This is a genomic window from Pseudolabrys sp. FHR47 (genome assembly GCF_005153485.1).
Lineage (GTDB): Bacteria > Pseudomonadota > Alphaproteobacteria > Rhizobiales > Xanthobacteraceae > Pseudolabrys.
Genome location: NZ_CP039740.1, coordinates 4,270,735 through 4,289,472, shown reverse-complemented (window position 1 = coordinate 4,289,472; position 18,738 = coordinate 4,270,735). Strand labels below are relative to the sequence as shown.

Here is an 18,738-nt window from a genome sequence, read left to right as displayed (position 1 = left end):
GGTTGACTATTCTTGTCACGCGTTCAGGCGTTTGCCTGTCGACGCGTCGAACAGATGCACATACAGCGGATCTGGTCGCAGCCGGATCTTCTCGCCCGGTTGGAATTGGTGACGCTCGCGGAACACCGCGACGACTTCCTCGCCGCCGAGATTGGCGAAGACCTGCGTCTCGGAGCCGGTCGGCTCGATGACGATGATCTCGGCTTCGGCGCCGTCGTTGGAGCCGTCTTCGACAAGCGTGAAATGCTCGGGACGAATGCCGTAAATGACATCGGCGCCGTTGGCATTGGCCGGCGGGTTTCCGATCGGCAATCGCACGCCCTGCGGACCGACAAATGTGCCGGTCCCGTTGACGCTGACCTTGCCCTTGAGGAAGTTCATGGCCGGCGAACCGATGAAGCCGGCGACAAAGACATTGGCCGGCTTGTCGTAGAGATCAAGCGGCGCGCCGATCTGCTCGACGATGCCGTCATGCATGACGACGATCTTGTCCGCCATGGTCATGGCTTCTATCTGGTCGTGCGTGACATAGACCGTCGTGGTCTTGAGGCGTTGATGCAGTTCCTTGATCTCGGTGCGCATCTGCACACGCAGTTTGGCGTCGAGGTTGGACAGCGGCTCGTCGAACAGGAACACCTGCGGGTCGCGCACGATGGCGCGGCCCATGGCGACGCGCTGGCGCTGGCCGCCGGAGAGCTGCCGCGGGAAACGATCGAGCAGCGCGTTGAGGCCGAGAATTTCGGCGGCGCGCTTGACGCGCGTGTCGATCTCCTCCTTCGGCGCGCCGCGCAGTTTCATGGAGAACGCCATGTTGTCGGCGACCGTCATGTGCGGGTAGAGCGCGTAGTTCTGGAACACCATCGCGATATCGCGCTCTTTCGGCGGCACGTTATTGACGACGCGCTCGCCGATGGCGATTTCGCCGCCGGTGATGTTTTCCAGGCCCGCGATCATGCGCAGCAGCGTGGATTTGCCGCAGCCGGACGGGCCGACCAGCACCACGAACTCGCCGTCGAGAATAGAAATATCAACGCCGTGAATAACGGCGGTCGTACCGAATGCTTTTCGGACGTCGCGAATGGCGACCGAAGCCATGTCTTCCCTCCCAATCGGCGCCGACCGGAACTCCTGATCGGCGTCACCGCGCGCAGGGTTGTCCCTGTCTTCGCAGCCGTTACGCATCTAACATGCTACCACGCAGATGATATCATCATATGACGTCGCCTGCGGCAAGGGCGGGTTCTGCCCACCGGTCGTTTCGAGTGCCAGAATTAGCCTTTTGTTGCAGATCAGGTCGTCATGCCGCCGTCGATCTGCATGGTTTGGCCGGTGTAGTAGCTGGACTCCTCGGAAGCGAGCCAAACCGCGCCGGCGGCTATTTCTTCCGGTGTGCCGAGACGGCCGATCGGCTGACGATCGATGAAATCCTGACGCACGTCCTTCGCCGATTTGGCGAGTTTCTTGGCGTTCGTCGCGATGCGCTCATTCAGCGACGGCGATTGGATGGTGCCGGGGCAGATCGCGTTCACCCGCAGACCCTGGCGCACGAAATCGGCGGCCATCGCCTTGGTCAGTCCGATCACGGCCGCCTTGGTTGTGCCGTAAACGTAGCGATTGGGCAGGCCGCGCAGGGACCCCGCGACCGACGCGATATTGATCACAGAGCCGCCGCCATTCTTGAGCATCGCCGGTACGAAAGCGCGCAAGGTGCGGTGCATGGATTTGACGTTGAGGTCGAAGGAAAAATCCCAGTCCTCCTCGCTGCAGTCGAGGATGCTGCCCTGATGAACGTAGCCGGCGCAGTTGGCGAGGATGTTCGGCGTGCCGAATTCCTTGATGACCTTGGCGGCGAGCGCGTTCACCGCTTCGGTCGAGCGCACATCGAGCGCAAAGGCCTTGGCTTTCTTGAGATCCTTCAGCTTGGCGGCGTCGAGATCGGTGGCGATGACCTTGGCGCCCTCATTGATGAAAGCCTGCGCGATCGCGCGCCCGATGCCTTGTCCGGCCGCTGTCACGAATGCGACCTTGCCTTTCAAACGTCCAGCCACGGTGTTTCCCCTAATCAGATTGTTTATCGTTATTTCGATCGGAAGACCGTTCGTCCCCGCGAAAGCGGGGACCCAGTCTTTAAAGCACTGGATTCCCGCTTTCGCGGGAATGAACGGAGGATGTCTCTGCTCTCGCGGATCAGGCTCTAATGATTGTCCCGCGGGATGTATTTCTGCGCGACGCGCTGATACTTCACCGCCGGCTTGAGCACCATGCCTTCGCCGAGCTGATCGACCATGCCGCGCTGGATTTCCTGCCATGGCGTCTGGCTCGGCGGATATTTGAAGCCGCCCTGCTTTTCCAGCGTGGCACGGCGCTCGGCAAGCTCCGCCTTGGAGATGAGAATGTCGGCGGTGCCCTTGTTGAGATCGATGCGGATGCGGTCGCCGTTCTTCAGGATGGCGAGCCCGCCACCGGCCGCCGCTTCGGGCGACGCATTGAGGATCGACGGCGAGGCCGAGGTGCCGGACTGGCGGCCGTCGCCGATGCAGGGCAGCGACAACACGCCCTTCCTGATGAGATAGTCCGGCGGCTGCATGTTCACGACTTCCGCCGCGCCCGGATAGCCGATCGGTCCGGTGCCGCGGATGAACAGCATGGTGTTCTCGTCGATCTTCAGCTTCGGATCGTCGATGCGGTGGTGATAGTCCTCCGGCCCCTCGAACACCACGGCGCGGCCTTCGAAGGCATTCGGGTCCTTCGGATTGCTGAGATAGCGCTGGCGGAATTCGTCGGAGATGACGCTGAGCTTCATCACGGCGGAGTCGAACAGATTGCCGTGCAGCACCTTGAAGCCGGCCTTTTCCTTCAGTGGCTTCTTGTAGGGCCGAATAACGTCCTCATTGATAATCTTGGCGCGCTTGACGTTCTCGCCCATGGTCTTGCCGTTGACGGTGATGGCGTCGCCATGGATGCGCTTGGCTTTCAGCAGTTCGTTCATCACCGCGGGCAGGCCGCCGGCGCGATAATATTCTTCGCCGAGATAGAAGCCGGCCGGCTGCATGTTGACCAGCAGCGGGATATCCAGGCCAACTTTCTCCCAATCGGTGATGTCGAGTTTGACGCCGATGTGCTTGGCGATGGCGTTGATGTGGATCGGCGCGTTGGTCGAACCGCCGATCGCCGAGTTCGCCATGATGGTGTTCTCGAACGCCTTGCGGGTGAGGATGTCCGAGGGCTTCAGGTCTTCGTGCACGATCTCGACCGCGCGCACGCCGGTGTCATAGGCAATCTGGCCGCGCTCGCGGTACGGCGCCGGAATGGCGGAACAGCCGGGCAGTGACATGCCGAGCGCTTCGGCCAGCGCATTCATGGTTGAGGCGGTGCCCATGGTGTTGCAGTGGCCGACCGACGGCGCCGAATTGGCGACCAGATCGATGAACTGCTGATAGGTGATCTTGCCGGCGGCGTGATCCTCGCGCGCCTGCCACACCACCATGCCGGAGCCGATGCGGCGCTCGCCGTCCCAGCCATTGAGCATTGGCCCGCCGGACAGCACGATCGCCGGAATGTTCACGGTCGCCGCCGCCATGATGCAGGCCGGCGTCGTCTTGTCGCAGCCGGTCATCAGCACGACGCCGTCGAGCGGATAGCCATAGAGAATTTCGACCAGGCCGAGATAAGCGAGGTTGCGGTCGAGCGCGGCGCCGGGGCGCTTGCCGGTTTCCTGGATCGGATGCACCGGGAATTCGAAGGCAATGCCGCCGGCGGCGCGAATGCCTTCGCGCACCCGCGACGCCAGTTCGAGGTGATGGCGGTTGCAGGGCGAGAGATCTGAGCCGGTCTGGGCGATGCCGATGATCGGCTTGCCGGAGGTGAGTTCCTCGCGGGTCAGGCCCCAGTTCAGGTAGCGCTCCAGATACAGGGCGGTCATCCCCGGGTTGTCCGGATTGTCGAACCAGAGCTGCGAGCGCAGGCTCTTGCCCTTGGGCTTCTTTTCGGACGAGCCGGATTTCCGCTGCTTCATAAAAGTCGCTCCCTGGCGCCGATGGCGCGTCATTGTCGGCTGGCTTGTGGTCGCAGCCTTGGTTGGTCGTCTGGAAAGGCTCGCCCTGAATCTAGCATGTTAGTCCGGCGGGGCGAGAAAAGGTGTGGCGAGGTCTCCGGGCGACCTCGCGCCCTGTTTTTCTATCGGCTCTAAGTTGAGCGCAAATCCCGGATTTGGGCAACGGGACGTTTGTGTGCAGCGCGGAAAGGCCTTATTGTATGCAGTTGCGGATAGGCCGCCTACGACTTGCTCCGGACTTAAAGTAGTGCCTAAAAATTGCACAGTGGCGTTCTGTCATGGCTGAGACCGTCCTCGACATCGTGGCAGCGCATCGGGCCGGGACTGCGACCCCGTCCGAAACGGTCGCCCGCACCTATGCCCGTATTCGCGCCCATGCCGACCCGGCGATGTTCATCACCTTGCGCGACGAGGCCGAGGCGCTGGCCGAGGCGCGGGCGCTGCAAGCCTCCGGCTGCACCGACCTGCCGCTCTACGGTGTGCCCTTCGCGGTGAAAGACAATATCGACGTCGCCGGCCTGCCGACGACAGCGGCCTGTCCGGCCTTCAGCTTCAACCCGGCCCACGATGCGACCGCGGTCGCGCGCCTGCGCGCGGCGGGCGCCATTGTCATCGGCAAAACCAATCTCGATCAGTTCGCCACGGGTCTTGTTGGCGTGCGTTCGCCCTATGGCGTGCCGCGCAACACCTTCGATGCCGAACTCGTGCCCGGCGGTTCGTCGTCCGGCTCCGCCACCGCCGTGGCAGCCGGCATCGTGCCGTTCTCGCTCGGCACCGACACCGCGGGCTCGGGCCGCGTGCCGGCCGGCTTCAACAATATCGTCGGCCTCAAACCCAGCCTCGGCCTCATCTCGACGCACGGTCTGGTGCCGGCTTGCCGCACGCTCGACTGCATTTCCATCTTCGCATTGACCGTCGATGACGCCTGGGCCGCGCTGAGTGTCGCGGGCGGTTACGATGCCGCTGACAGCTATTCGCGCACCCGCCCGCTCGGGCGTCCCGGCGCGATGCCGCCGCACATCAAGCTTGGCGTGCCGATCCCCGGCCAGCGGTTGTTCTTCGGCGACAAGGAATATGAGGCCGGTTACGAGGCCGCGCTGGCGCGTCTCGCCAAACTCGGCTGCGAGATCGTCGAGATCGATGTCGAGCCGTTCTACGAGACGGCGCGGTTGCTCTATGAAGGCCCGTGGGTCGCGGAGCGCGCGCTCACGGCGAAGGATCTGCTGGCCTCCGATCCCGACGCCATTCACCCGGTGACGCGCGAAATTACCATCGGCGGGCTGCGGCCGACGGCGATGGATGCCTTCGCCGCCTTCTACAAGCTCGAGCGCCTGCGCCGCGTTTCCGATTACATCTTCGCGCATCAGATCGACGCGCTGGCGCTGCCGACAGCGCCGACGGCTTACACCGTCAAGCAGGTGCTGGCCGATCCGATCACGCTAAACAGCCGGCTCGGCACTTATACCAATTTCGTCAATTTGCTCGATCTGTGCGGCCTCGCTGTGCCAGCGTCGCTGACAAGCAAAGGCATGCCGTTCGGCATTACTCTCTTGGCTCCCGGCGGTGAGGACGCGCGGCTCGCCGAGATCGGGCGCGTCTTCCACGCCGATACGCAATTGCCGCTCGGCGCGCTGAAGGTGCCGCAACCGCCGCTCATGCCGGTGGCCAACGCCGCCGCCGCCGATGAAATCGCCGTCGCCGTGGTCGGCGCGCATCTGTCCGGCCTGCCGCTCAATGGCGAACTCACATCGCTCGGCGCGCGCCTCCTAGAATCGACGCGCACCGCGCCGGATTACAAGCTCTATGCCCTGAATGGGACGGTACCGCCCAAGCCTGGCCTGCTGCGCATCGACGCGGGGCAGGGCGCGGCGATCGAGGTCGAAGTGTGGGCCTTGCCGCTTGAGGCCTTCGGCGCGTTCATGAGCGGCATCGCCGCGCCTTTGTCGATCGGCACGGTGACGCTTGCCGATGGCCGTGGCGTCAAGGGCTTCCTGGTCGAAGCGGCCGCCGTCAGCCAGGCGCGCGACATCACGATATTCGGCGGCTGGCGCGCCTATCTGGCGCAGTACAAGGCGGCGCAGTGATTCCCCTCCCCACGCTTCGCGGGGAAGGGTAAGAAGGTCAGACCGTCTCTGAGTAATGCTCATACTCCTCGCGCACCAGAATGATGTGCTCATTCATGGCTGCGGATGCGACCGCCTTTTCGCCGCGCATGATCGCCTCAACGACGCGGTCATGCTCAATATGCGATTTGGCCAGACGCCCGAGATTGCGGAACTGGGCGCGGCGGAACGGCTGCACGCGCGCGCGCGTCGATAAAGCCAGCTCGGCGAGATAGGCGTTGTGCGCGCCGTCATAGATGGCGTTGTGAAACGCCTCATTCACCTCGTGATATTGCTGCGGATCGCCGCTCTGGATCAGCACGCGCAGCTTCTCGTGAATGTCCTCGAGGCCGCGGCGCTCAAGCGTGGTCATGCGCTCGGCGGCAAAGCCCGCGCACAAAGCCTCCAGCCCGGCCATCGCCTCGAACATGTTGGCGAGTTGATCGGCATCGGGCCGCGCCACCACGGCGGCCCGATGTGGCCGCACCTCGACGAGACCGCTCGCCGCCAAAAGGCGGATCGCTTCGCGCACCGGCGTGCGCGACACGTTGAAGCGATTGGCGATGCTGGTCTCATCCAGCGGCGCGCCGGGCGCGTAAATCCCGCGCACGATCTCGTCGGCGAGTTGCAGGCGCAGTTCCTCGGCGCGCGTCCGGCGCGGGCCGGCGCCGTCTTTCGCCGCGCTCCGTGTGGGTTCGCGCGGCTCGTCCGTTCCAGTCAAGCTCATCCGGCCTCAAGTCTCGTCTTCAGAAGCTCTCGTCTTCAGAGCGGCGGATGCGGGATCGCCGACAGCAGATCCCGCGTATAGTCCGCTTGCGGTTTATCCATGACGCGGGCGGTCTCGCCTTCCTCGACGATTCGCCCGCTCCGCATCACGATAACCCGGTCGCACAGCAAGCGTACCACATTCAGGTCGTGCGAGACGAAAAGATAGCTCATGCCGAGGCTATCCTTGAGGTCCTGCAACAGGTTAAGCACCACGGCCTGCACCGAGACGTCGAGCGCGGCGGTTGGCTCGTCGAGCACGACGAGGTCGGGCTTGAGCGCAATGGCGCGGGCGATACCGACGCGGGCCTTCTGGCCGCCGGAAAGCTGGTGCGGGAAGCGGTCGAGCAGGTCGAGCGGCAGGCCGACCTGAGTTGCCAGTTCCTCGCAGCGCGCCCGCAGGTCCTTGCGCGCGATGTTGCCGAGCCGCAGCAACGGGTCGGCGATGGCGCGCGCCGCCGTATAGCGCGGATTGAGGCTCTCGGTCGGGTCCTGGAACACCATCTGGATGCGCCTGCGCTGCGGCAGCGTGGCGAAGGTTTTCGCCGGAATAGCGCCGATGTCCTCGCCGTCGAAGGTGATGGTGCCGGAGGTCTTGTCGATCAGCCGCATCAGCATCATCGACGTCGTCGACTTGCCGCAGCCTGATTCACCTACAAGTCCGACGCTCTCGCCGCGCGCCACCGTGAAGCTGATGCCATCGACGGCGCGGAACGGTTCCGGCGCCGGCCCCTTCGGCTTGAACAGCTTGAAGCCCGCCACATCCTGGCGCGGATATTCCTTCACCAGATTTTCGACCACGAGAAGGGGCTTCAATTCGGCAGCAAGGTGCGGCTTCGGTTCGGGCAACGCTTCGCCTTCCGGCAACAGGCCGCGCAAGGTGCCGCCCGGCCGCGGCGTGGCCCGCATCAGCTTGCGCGTATAGGGATGCTCGGGGCGTTTGAAGATGGCTTCGGCCGTTGCTGTCTCGACGACGTGACCCTTCTCCATGACGACGACGCGGTCGCAATAGGCAGCGGCAAGGCCGAGATCGTGCGTGATCAGGATGGTCGACATGCCGCGCTCGCGCGTCAGCTCCATGACCAGATCCATCACCGCCTTCTGCGTCGTGACGTCGAGGCCGGTGGTCGGCTCATCTGCGATCAGCAGTTGCGGCCGGCAGGCCAGCGCCAGCGCGATAACGATGCGCTGGCACATGCCGCCCGACAGTTCGAACGGGTAGGCGTGGTAGCGCTCGCGCGGCCGCGCGATGCGCACCTGCTCGAGGATTTCGACGGCTTTTTCGGCGACAAGGTCCTTGTCGGCCTGCGCGTGCTCCAGCAGCACGTCCTCGATCTGATGGCCGACCTTGCGGATCGGGTTGAGCGCGGCGCGCGGGTTCTGGAAGATCATCGACATTTCGCGGCCGCGCAGGTCGCGCATCTGGCTTTCGCCGGCGGCGCGCAGATCGACGCCCGAGAACATCACCGAGCCGTCGGCGATCCGGCCGGCGCGGTCGAGAATGCGCATCACCGCATAGGACGTTACCGATTTGCCTGAGCCCGACTCGCCGACGATCGCCAGGGTCTCACCCTTGGCGACCGATATGTCGATGTGCTGAACGGCGCGCACGACGCCGCGCCGGGTCTGGAATTCGACGGTGAGGTCGCGCACGTCTAGCAGCGGCTGGCCCGTTTCGACGGTGAGCTTGGTGCCTGGATAGGTTTGCGTGTCCATCTTTCGTCTCCCCTCACGTCCGCCGCTGCGGATCGACGAGGTCGCGCAGGCCATCGCCGAGCAGGTTGAAGGTAAAGACCGCGATCATCAGCGCGAGGCCGGGGAAGAAGGCGATCCACCATTCACCGGAAATAATGTTGCCGGCGCCTTCGGCGACCATGATGCCCCATTCTGGCGTCGGCGGCCGCACGCCAAGGCCGATGAAAGACAGGCCGGCAGCATTGAGAATGGCGTAACCCATCGTGAGCGAAACCTGCACCATCATGATGGGCATGATGTTCGGCAGGATGTGCATCAGCAGGATGCGGAACTCGCCATTGCCCGACAGCCGCGCCGCCTGCACGAAGCCGGCATCGCGCCGGACGTTGGCTTCGGCGCGTGCGACGCGCACATAAAGCGGGAAGTTGATGATCGCGGTCGCGATCACGATGTTGGTGACGGTGTTGCCGAGCGCCGCGACGATGCCCATCGCCAGCACGAACAGCGGGAAGGCCATGATGGTGTCGGAGATGCGGCCGACGATGCGATCGGTCCAGCCGCCGAAGAAACCGGACGCGATGCCGGCGAAGCCACCGAGCGCAAAGACCAGCGCCACCGAGGTCAGGGCGATGATGAAGTCGAGCCGCGTCGCGACGACGACGCGGCTGAAAATGTCGCGGCCGAGCTGGTCGGTGCCGAACCAGTGCTTGAACGACGGCGGCTGCAAGGTCGCCGCGGTATCGCTCGCCAACGGATCGAACGGCACGATGTACGGCCCGATCAGCGCACACAGGGCGATGAGGGCGAACAATACGAAGGAGAGGCCGGTAACCGGATTCTCCGTCATGACATAGTGGGCGTGGCTGAACAGCGAGTTGCTCGGCTTCTTCGCAGGAGCGGTCGGCAGGGCGGTGTCGGTCATCCTTCAAGCCTCACGCGCGGGTCGATGACGCCGTAGAGAATGTCGATGATGAGGTTCAAGGCGACATAGAGGATCGCCATGGTCAGCACGAAGCCTTGGACCGGCGCGAAATCGGACGAGATCAGCGCCTCGATGGCGTAGGAGCCGATGCCCGGCCAGGCGAACACTTTCTCGACCAGCACATTGGCGCCCAGCAGGAACGAGAACACCATGCCGAGCGTGGTGACGACGGGCAGCATGGCATTGCGGAAGGCATAGGTGATGATCACGGTGCGGCTATCGAGGCCGGAGGCGCGCGCGGTGCGCACGAACTCGGAGGCGAGCACCGCAAGCATCGAGGCGCGCGTCATGCGCGCGATCGGCGCCAGCGAGAAGATGCAGAGCGTCATGCCCGGCAAAATGAGCTGGCTGAGCGCGGCGCGAAACGTCTCGAACTGCCCGGTGACCAGCGAGTCGATCAGATAGAAGCCAGTGATGGAGGGCGGCGGCGAATTGAAGACGTCGAGACGGCCGAGCGGCGCCGGCGACCAGCCGAGCTTGAAGTAAAAGACATAGACCAGCAGCAGGCCGGTGAAGAACACTGGCAGCGACACGCCGGCGGTGGCGACGACGCGGCAGGTGTGGTCGATCCACGAGCCCTGTTTCACGGCGGCGAGAATGCCAAGCGGAATGGCAATCGCCATCGACAGGGTGAGGCCGAATAAAGTGAGTTCGGCGGAGGCGGGCAGACGGTTGCGCAGTTCGGTCAGCACCGGCTGACCGGTGGTCAGCGAGGTGCCGAGATTGCCTTTGGCGAGGTCGCCGACATAGTCGCCGAATTGCAGCACCAGCGGCTTGTCGAGACCGAGCTGCTTGCGGACTTGCTCGATGGCATCCTTGGTCGCGGCCGGGCCGGCGAAATAGGCGGCCGGATCGCCCGGCAAGGCCCGCGTCAGGAGAAACGTGACGATGATGACCCCGATCAGGTTCGGGATCACCAGCAACATGCGCTTGGAAATCATGTTGAGCATAACTTTCCCCTCGTCATTCCGGGGCGCGAGCCATAAGCGCGTTTACGCGCGTCTTCGACGCGCTATGGCTCGCGAACCCGGAATCCAGCGCTGGATTCCGGATCGCCGCTGTCGCGGCGTCCGGAATGACAGCATCAAACGCCCTCAGCTCTTGGCGAAAGTGCGGTAGTCGAGCCGGCGGTGGAACCAGTAAGCGTAGCCGGTGACGTTCTTCTGCATCGCCACGTTCGAGTAGGGCTGGAACAGCGGGATGCGCGGGATGTCGGCGTAAGCGAGGTCGACGAAGCCCTTCACGTCCTTTTCGTAGGTTGCCTTGTCGCCGATGGCGGCGGCGTTGACGGCGCCGTCGATGAAAGCGTCCATGTCCTTCGACTGGTAGCTCATCGTGTTGAAGATCGAATTTTTGCCGTGGTAGCACCAGATGTAGAAGTATTCGGGATAATCGAGCCATCCCGAGAACACGTTCAGGTACAGCGGCAGGATCTTCTTGTTCAGCTCGGTGCGGAAGTTGGCGCCGGGGATCTTGTTGATCGTGGTCTTGATGCCGATCTGGCCGAGGCTTTCCTGGATCAACACCGCGATCGGCTCGTTGACCGTGGCGAAGCCGAGGTCGAACGACAAGGTGGTCTCGAAGCCGTTCGGATAGCCGGCCTCCGCGAGCAGCGCCTTGGCCTTGGCGATGTCGGTGTTGAACTTGGTCGGCTGCGGCCAGGCGACCTGGGTGGGCGCATTGGCGGCGGCGCCGAACAATGGCGTGCCGAGGCCGAACAGTACGGCGTCCATGATCTTCTGGTACGGCACCGCATAGGCGACGGCCTGCCGCACCTTCGGATTGTTGAACGGCGTGTTCTTCACGTTCATGCCGAGATACTGGCAGCCGTTCGAGAACGGCGTCGACACGATGTTGAGCTTGCCGGAATCCTTGAGTTCGACGAAATCCTTGTTCGGCAGTTCATACGAGATGTCGGCATCGCCGCGTTCGAGCAATGCGCGGCGGTTGCCGGCAGACGGCACCATGCGCCAGATGACGCGCTTGATCTTCGGCAGCGGACCGCCGGTCCACTTGTCGTTGCGCTCCATGATGACTTCGGAGCCCGCCGTCCAGCCGACGACCTTGTAGGCGCCGGAGCCGGCGGTGTTGAGCTTGGTGTATTCGAGGCCCCACGGGTCCTTCTCCGTGGCGTGCTTCTTGACCAGTTCGGAGTTGTAGATCGCCGGCACCACGACGGCGAGGTCGGGGATGGTGAGGCGATCCTTCTTCAGGAAATCGACGCGCACCGTGGTGTCGTCGACGACGACGAACTGCTCGGGCTTGGTCAGCGAGCCGGCGCCCATCTGGAAGGTCGGGAAGCCGCCGACCGAGACGGCGCGGTCGAGCGACCACTTCACGTCCTTGGCCTTCACGGGCGTGCCGTCCTGGAAGACGGCGTTCTTCTTCAGCTTGAAGGTGACCGACATGTCGCCGATCTTCATGTCGTCGGCGAGTTCGCCCTTGAACTTGTCCTTGTCGTAATAGGGCTGGCCGGCTGGGCCGGTCTTCATCTCATGGGTGATGAGACGGTCGTAGCAGTTCCACGACACCTCATAGCCCGGCACGTTGGTGCCGACGCCGTGGATATCGAGATTGTTGGGCCCGCTCTCCGAGACGATGAGCAGGGTCTCGTTGCGCGCTTGCGCCTTGGCCGGCGAGAAAATGGCGGGGCCGGCGACAGCCGTAGCTGCCGTTGCGGCCGTAGCGGACTTCAAGAAATCGCGACGCTTCATGACAAACCTCCCGAATGGATTCGGGGTCTATCTCCGCAAGCGCCGTGCCAGAATCAGCTCTATTGCATACAATTCAGTAAGATAATGATTTTAATAAAGAAAGCGACAGAAAGGGTCAGTTCGGCAACTTCTGGCGATCCCATAATTGCATACAATAGAGATATAAAAGCCTTAAAAATAGGCAAACTCGCAATCGGCAATTCCGTGGGCGGCGGGCGTCAGAGCCGGTTGCGACAATGGTCTCAGGCCTTGCGCCCCTCGCCGAGAATGCCGGCCAGCATCGCCATGCGCACCAGATCGGACAGGCTGTTCGCCCCCATCTTGGTCATCAGGTTGGCGCGGTAAATCTCGACCGTGCGCGGCGAGATGCCGAGGTCGAAGGCGATCGTCTTGTTCGGCTGACCCGCGACCAGACCTTCGAGCACCTGGCGCTCACGGTTCGACAGCGCGGCGAGCTTGTCGTTGATCTCGCCGAGTTCGGCATTGCGCTTGCCGTTGTCCGCGACGTTGCTCAGCGCCGATTTGACGGCGGCGATCAGGACGTCGTCGTCGAACGGTTTTTCCAGGAAGTCGATGGCGCCGATCTTCATCGCCTCGACCGCCAGCGCGATATCGCCATGTCCCGTGATGACGATCACGGGAAGGTCTGGCTTGTGCTGACGCACATGCTTGAGCAGATCGATGCCGGTGATTTCCGGCATGCGCACGTCGGTCACCACACAGCCGGAATCGATCTGCGGCAATGCGTCGATGAACGCCTTACCCGACTCGAAACCGCGCGACTTGATTCCGGCGGTCGAGAGCAGGAATTCGAGCGATTGGCGGACGGCGTCGTCGTCATCAATCACATAGATTATCGGGTCAGCCATGGTCGATTTTGTCGGCTCAATCATCGTCGACGTCACCTTCCTGTACCGCCGTGAGCGTGAAATTGAAAGTTGTGCCTCCATTCGCATTTCGCTCGGCCCATATGCGCCCGGCATGGGCCTCGATAATGGTCCGCGATATCGACAGTCCGACGCCCATGCCCTGCGGTTTGGTGGTGATAAACGGCTGGAATAGCTGATCGGCAATTTCCGGGGCAATTCCGGGTCCGGTGTCGGCGACGCTGACCCGCACCTGTCCCTGCCCTTCCGGAACGACGGCGACGGCGAGGTCCCGTATTTTCGATTCTTCCATGGCGTCCATGGCGTTTCGGATCAGGTTGAGCAGAACCTGCTGGACCTGCACGCGATCGGCGAGCACGAGATCGACATGCGGATCGAACTTGAACTGGACCCGGATGCCGCGGTCCTTGACGCCGACCAGCGCTAGGGCGCTCGCTTCCTCGACCAGCTTGGTGATGCTTTCGACGCGCCGCTCGCTTTCGCCGCGGGCGACGAAATCGCGCAGGCGGCGGATGATCTGTCCGGCGCGCATGGCTTGCTCGGATGCTTTGCCGAGCGCGTCGCGTAGCAGTGGAAACTGCTCGGTGCTGTCGCCATCGAGGATGCGCTGCGATCCCTTCAGGTAGTTGGAAATCGCGGCGAGCGGCTGATTGAGTTCGTGCGCCAGCGTCGACGCCATCTCGCCCATCGCGGTCAGGCGCGAGATATGCACTAGCTCGGATTGCAGTTCCTGCAGCCGCTGCTCGGTCTGCTGTCGCTCGGTCAGGTCGCGGATAAAGCCGGTGAAAAAGCGGCGATCTCCCGATCGCATCTCGCCGACCGCCAGTTCCATGGGGAAGGTCGAGCCGTCCATGCGCTGGCCCACCACCACGCGGCCGATGCCGATGATGCGGCGCTCGCCGGTGTGCCGGTAGCGTTTGATATATTCGTCATGGCTGGATTGGTACGGTTCCGGCATCAGGATCTTGACGTTCTTGCCGATGACGTCGGTCGCCTTGCACCCGAACAGCCGTTCGGCGGCGCTCGAGAACGACTGCATGTTGCCGAACTCGTCGATCACGATCATGGCCTCGGGGACCGTATCGAGAATCGACTGCAGATGGGCTTCTCGCGCCAGCGCGTTGCGCGTCATGACATTGGCGCGTTCGCGGTTCGACCGCAGCAATTCGCCGCCCCAGGCGGTCGCCGCGCCGATCAGAGCGAAGGCCGCGGTGCTGACCACGACCGTTTGCGACGACGTCGTGTGGGTGCCCAGCAGCACCATGGTGCAAAGCAGGCTGAGCGCCGTGGCAAGCAGGCCGGGGCCGAGACCGCCGAGACCCGAGGCCAGCAGGATCGGCGGCACGAAATACAGAAATACCGCATCGCTGTAGAGGTCAGGCGTCAGCAGCGCCCTGGCCGCCAGCGCCAGGACCACCACGATCGGGGCGACCCCATAGCGCCAAATTCCGACTCGCGGCTGGATGGAAAAAGGTCCAATCTTTTCAAATACTTCCGACATCAAGCCTCGCCTGCCTGAGGGCATTCGCCGGCCGCTCCGCCCGGTATCCGGCGCCTCCGGGAAACCCCCTATGGAGATTATCTGAATTTTGGCCGGCGCGCGCCCGCCTTACCAATGTCGCATCCAAACCAGCGCCGGTGGGGCGCCGCAGAGAGGATGGACGAGATGCACAGCCAGATGACCGCCCGGAACTCGCAAGCCCACGTCGCCGCCACCATGCCGCGCCCCCAGGCCAGCGGCGAAACGATCGAACTCATGGGCGCGGTCATGCCGTTTGCTCGTAATGCGGAAATCTACGGCGAAAACGAACCCGCCGAATATCTCTACAAGGTCGTCAGCGGTGCCGTACGGACCTACCGGGTTTTGAACGATGGCCGCCGGCAGATCGGCGCTTTCTACCTGCCGGGCGATGTTTTCGGCATCGAAGTGGGCGATCAGCACACCTTCTCGGCCGAATCGATCGTCGACAGCAAGATCATGCTGATCAAGCGGACGTCGCTGGTTTCGCTCTCGTCCCGCAGCGCCGACGTCGCGCGTCAGCTCTGGACCATGGCGGCAACCGAACTGCAGCGCACCCAGGATCACACGATGCTCCTGATCAAGACCGCGCAGGAGCGCGTCGCAGGGTTTCTCCTTGAAATGGCGAAGCGGGCGCCGCGCGCCAATGCGGTGGAACTGCCAATGTCGCGCCAGGACATCGCCGATTACCTAGGCCTGACCATCGAAACCGTGTCGCGCACCCTGACCCAGCTTGAAAATTCGGCCGCGATCGAAGTGCCGACCTCGCGCCGCATTGTGCTTCGCAACCAGGCCGCGCTCAGCCGCCTGAACGGTTGATTTCGGGAAGCTCACGTTTCCTCCCCCCGACTGCCCCGGCCGTTCGCCGGGGCTTTTTCTTTGCGCGCCGCGATTGACTTCGATCAACATCGCATCCCTGTCGCGGTGTTCAGATGATGCACCAGCTCAAGGAGGCAGCGATGAACGCCAGCGATGTCATGACCCGCGAGGTCGTCACGATCGGCCCGGATGCCACTGTCCTGCAAGCCGCCCGGCTGATGCTGCAGCACCGGATCAGCGGGTTGCCCGTGGTCGATGGCGAAGGCAATCTCGTTGGCGTCGTATCGGAAGGCGATTTCCTTCGCCGCCGCGAAACCAAGACAGAAAAGCGCCGCTCGCGCTGGCTCGAGTTCATCATGGGGCCGGGCAAGATCGCGGAAGAATATACCCATACGCATGGCAGCCGGGTCGACGAGGTCATGACCCGCGACGTGCAGACCGTCGATGAAAACGCGGCGCTTGAAGACATCATCGAACTCATGGAAAAGTATCGCATCAAGCGCGTTCCGGTCATGTCGGGTGCGGCATTGGTCGGCATCGTGACACGGTCCAACCTGATGCGCGCCATGGTGAGCATTGCCCGTGTGGCGCCGGCACCGCAGTCGCCGAAAGACGACGGTGCCATCCGTAGTCAGATCCTCGCCGAACTGGAAAAGCAGCACTGGGCGCCCGGCTCGTCGCTGGACGTCGTGGTGCGCGATGGCGTTGTCGAACTGTTCGGTGTCATCACCGACGAGCGGCAACGCGATGCCCTGAGGGTGGTGTGCGAGAACGTCGCCGGCGTGCAGGCAGTCAAGGACCATCTGTGCTGGATCGACCCGACCTCCGGCGTCGCGCTCGAGGCCTCCGATATCGCCGAGCGGCCGCGCCATTGATTGGTCCGGGTTTGAGGCATTGACTTCGGTCAAAGCCCCGTCACGACGAGGCGCGATAGTAGCTTTGACCGCCGTAAATCGACGGTCGCTCAACAGACTGCGTAACCGATGGAGGCATTCATGACACTACGATCGCTTCTTCCCGTCGGTCGAGACCGGCTGGCCGCGATGAAGACGGAGCCCTTCTCCTCCCTGCAGCGCGAGATAGACCGGCTGTTCGAGGATTTTGCCCGCGGCTTTCCCACCCCGAGCAATTTAGGCAATGGCGGCAGGCTCATGCCGAGCATCGATGTCGTCGAGACCGACAAGGAGATCGAGATCACGGCCGAACTGCCGGGCCTTGAAGAGAAGGACGTCCAGCTCAACGTTGCCGACAATCTTCTGACCATTCGCGGCGAGAAGAAAGCCGAGAAGGAAGACAAGGGCAAGGACTACCGCATCGTCGAGCGCAGTTACGGCGCTTTCGAACGGACGCTCGAGCTGCCGCCCGGCGTCGATGCCGACGCCATCAAAGCCAGCATCGCCAAGGGCGTGCTGACGGTGACCGTACCGAAGCCGGCGCCGGCGCAAGCCAAGAAGATCGAAGTCAAGCCCGCGGCCTAATCGTCGCGGCCATGGACGAACTGGCGCGCCGCCATCGCCGCGGCGCGCGTTTGTTTGTCCGCATCCGATGCCGGTATTGCCGCTCGCGTTTTCCGGTATCCGTTTGATTTGGCTCAACGGCCCCCGCAAGTTGCTCGCCATGATCTCTTCCCGTGACGTCTCGTCCGGGAGGAAACAATGTCGGCTCAGCCAGCCATTCCGTCGGCTACCGCGCCCGCCGCCGGCGGCGCAAAGACCGGCAGCAATTGGTTCGCGTCGAACTGGGGTTTGATCGCCGCGGTCGCGGCCATGATCGTCGTGCTGCTGTTGCCGACGCCGGCAGGATTGCCGGTAGCCGGTCATCGCATGCTGGCGATCCTGCTGTTCGCCGTCATCATCTGGATGACCGAGGCGATCGACTACGCGGTGTCGGCGATCGTCATCGCCGCGCTGATGGCGTTCCTGCTCGGGCTCGCGCCGAGCGTTGCCAACCCGAAAGTGCTACTCGGCACGAGCGGTGCCTTGACGCTCGCCTTCTCCGGTTTCGCGACGACCGGTCTTGTGCTGGTGGCCGCGGCGTTGTTCCTGGCGGCGGCGATGACGCAGACCGGCCTCGACAGGCGCATCGCCCTCAACATTCTCTCCCGCGTCGGCACCGAGACGCGCAACGTCGTCATCGGCACCATCCTCGTCGGCATCGTCATCGCCTTCATGGTGCCGTCGACCACGGCGCGCGTCGCCTGCCTCGTTCCGATCACGCTCGGCATGATCGCGGCCTTCGGCGTCAGCCGGAACAGCACCTTCGCTGCGATGTTAATGATCGTGACGGTTCAGACCGCCAGCATCTGGAATGTCGGCATCAAGACTGCCGCGGCGCAGAACATGATCGCCATCGGCTTTATCGAAAAGGCCTTCAACCAGACCATTACCTGGCTGGAATGGCTGATCGCCGCCGCGCCGTTCGGCATTGCGATGTCGATCGCGCTCTATTTCGTCATGACCCTCATGATGAAACCCGAGGTCGCGTCAGTGCCCGGCGGTACGGAAGGCATCAAGAAATCGCTCGACGAACTCGGCCCGATGACGACCGCCGAGAAGAAGCTGCTCGCCATCTCGCTCACCTTGATCGGCTTCTGGGCGACCGAAGGCGTGCTGCACAGATTCGACACCAGCACCACGACCATCACCGCGGTGGCGCTGATGTTCCTGCCGGGCATCGGCATCATGACCTGGAAGGAAGCGCAGCCGAAGATTCCATGGGGTACGGTCATCCTGTTCGGCATCGGCATCAGCCTCGGTACGGCGCTGTTGCAGACCAAGGCGGCGACCTGGCTCGCCGATATTGTCGTCCTCGAGTTCGGGCTGAAGAACGCCACCGCGCTGTTCATCCTCGGCACCATGAGCCTGTTCCTGGTCGTGATTCATCTCGGCTTCGCCAGTGCCACGGCGCTCGCCTCGGCGATGATCCCGATCATTATCGCCGTGCTCAAGAGCGTGGCGACGCCGGGCATCAATGTCATCGGCATGACCATGCTGCTGCAGTTTGTGGTGTCGTTCGGCTTCATCCTGGTGGTGAACGCGCCGCAGAACATGGTGGCCTATGGCACCGGCACGTTCACGGCGCGCGATTTCGTGCGCACCGGCCTGGTGCTGACGATCATCGCATTGGCTTTGGTAATGCTGCTCGGCGCCACCTACTGGCGCTGGCTTGGTTACGTCTGACGCGGGGTCGGCGATGACCCGT

15 protein-coding genes are annotated in these 18,738 nt (G+C 63.3%); 5 read left to right on the top strand and 10 right to left on the bottom strand.

Annotated features, from left to right (window positions below):
* Positions 1 to 15: 15 nt before the first annotated feature.
* From E8Q40_RS20795 to E8Q40_RS20785, 3 genes are all read right to left on the bottom strand, one after another.
* A complete protein-coding gene (locus E8Q40_RS20795) occupies positions 16 to 1,095 on the bottom strand; it encodes an ABC transporter ATP-binding protein (RefSeq protein WP_137046319.1) in 1,080 nt (359 codons plus the stop codon).
* 194 nt (positions 1,096 to 1,289) lie between these two features.
* Positions 1,290 to 2,048 carry an SDR family oxidoreductase gene (locus E8Q40_RS20790; protein ID WP_137046318.1) on the bottom strand — a complete coding sequence of 253 codons (759 nt, stop codon included), beginning with the start codon at positions 2,046 to 2,048 and terminating at the stop codon, positions 1,290 to 1,292.
* 146 nt (positions 2,049 to 2,194) lie between these two features.
* Complete coding sequence (locus E8Q40_RS20785; protein ID WP_137046317.1) at positions 2,195 to 4,015, bottom strand: IlvD/Edd family dehydratase; 1,821 nt, start codon at positions 4,013 to 4,015, stop codon at positions 2,195 to 2,197.
* A 317-nt stretch (positions 4,016 to 4,332) separates the two neighbouring features.
* Here E8Q40_RS20785 and atzF point away from each other — a divergent pair, with 317 nt between their 5' ends.
* Entirely contained in the window at positions 4,333 to 6,138 is a 1,806-nt protein-coding gene (gene atzF, locus E8Q40_RS20780; RefSeq protein WP_137046316.1) for an allophanate hydrolase, read from the top strand.
* Between the two features lie 37 nt (positions 6,139 to 6,175).
* Here the strand turns inward: atzF and E8Q40_RS20775 are convergent, their stop codons facing one another.
* The 7 genes from E8Q40_RS20775 to E8Q40_RS20745 all read right to left on the bottom strand — a co-directional run bounded on the left by E8Q40_RS20775 (position 6,176) and on the right by E8Q40_RS20745 (position 14,700).
* Positions 6,176 to 6,883: a GntR family transcriptional regulator gene (locus E8Q40_RS20775; protein WP_137046315.1), complete on the bottom strand. Its 708-nt coding sequence runs from the start codon at positions 6,881 to 6,883 to the stop codon at positions 6,176 to 6,178.
* A 35-nt stretch (positions 6,884 to 6,918) separates the two neighbouring features.
* Entirely contained in the window at positions 6,919 to 8,637 is a 1,719-nt protein-coding gene (locus tag E8Q40_RS20770) for an ABC transporter ATP-binding protein (RefSeq protein WP_137046314.1), read from the bottom strand.
* A 13-nt stretch (positions 8,638 to 8,650) separates the two neighbouring features.
* Positions 8,651 to 9,538, bottom strand: a complete 888-nt coding sequence (locus tag E8Q40_RS20765) for an ABC transporter permease (RefSeq protein ID WP_137046313.1) — start codon at positions 9,536 to 9,538, stop codon at positions 8,651 to 8,653.
* Positions 9,535 to 10,548, bottom strand: a complete 1,014-nt coding sequence (locus E8Q40_RS20760; protein WP_137046312.1) for an ABC transporter permease — start codon at positions 10,546 to 10,548, stop codon at positions 9,535 to 9,537. Before E8Q40_RS20760 ends, E8Q40_RS20765 begins: the two co-directional genes overlap by 4 nt.
* 144 nt (positions 10,549 to 10,692) lie before the next feature.
* Positions 10,693 to 12,312 (bottom strand): ABC transporter substrate-binding protein, encoded by a 1,620-nt coding sequence (locus tag E8Q40_RS20755; RefSeq protein ID WP_137046311.1) that lies wholly within the window; start codon positions 12,310 to 12,312, stop codon positions 10,693 to 10,695.
* Positions 12,313 to 12,554: 242 nt separating this feature from the next.
* The gene (fixJ, locus tag E8Q40_RS20750) at positions 12,555 to 13,181 is read right to left on the bottom strand and encodes a response regulator FixJ (RefSeq protein ID WP_137046310.1); all 627 of its coding nucleotides are present in this window, start codon (positions 13,179 to 13,181) and stop codon (positions 12,555 to 12,557) included.
* Positions 13,182 to 13,197: 16 nt separating this feature from the next.
* Positions 13,198 to 14,700 carry a PAS domain-containing sensor histidine kinase gene (locus E8Q40_RS20745; RefSeq protein WP_137046309.1) on the bottom strand — a complete coding sequence of 501 codons (1,503 nt, stop codon included), beginning with the start codon at positions 14,698 to 14,700 and terminating at the stop codon, positions 13,198 to 13,200.
* 156 nt (positions 14,701 to 14,856) lie between these two features.
* On the opposite strand from E8Q40_RS20745, the gene E8Q40_RS20740 reads away from it, so the two are divergent.
* The 4 genes from E8Q40_RS20740 (at position 14,857) to E8Q40_RS20725 (ending at position 18,716) form a co-directional block, all read left to right on the top strand.
* Positions 14,857 to 15,537 (top strand): helix-turn-helix domain-containing protein, encoded by a 681-nt coding sequence (locus E8Q40_RS20740; RefSeq protein WP_246662945.1) that lies wholly within the window; start codon positions 14,857 to 14,859, stop codon positions 15,535 to 15,537.
* A gap of 140 nt (positions 15,538 to 15,677) precedes the next feature.
* Positions 15,678 to 16,412, top strand: coding sequence for a CBS domain-containing protein (locus E8Q40_RS20735; protein WP_137046308.1), 735 nt, complete (start codon positions 15,678 to 15,680; stop codon positions 16,410 to 16,412).
* A gap of 276 nt (positions 16,413 to 16,688) precedes the next feature.
* Positions 16,689 to 17,015: an Hsp20/alpha crystallin family protein gene (locus E8Q40_RS20730; protein ID WP_370455213.1), complete on the top strand. Its 327-nt coding sequence runs from the start codon at positions 16,689 to 16,691 to the stop codon at positions 17,013 to 17,015.
* A gap of 177 nt (positions 17,016 to 17,192) precedes the next feature.
* On the top strand, positions 17,193 to 18,716 hold the full coding sequence (locus E8Q40_RS20725; protein WP_137046306.1) for a DASS family sodium-coupled anion symporter: 1,524 nt from the start codon (positions 17,193 to 17,195) through the stop codon (positions 18,714 to 18,716).
* The last annotated feature ends 22 nt before the right edge of the window (positions 18,717 to 18,738 follow it).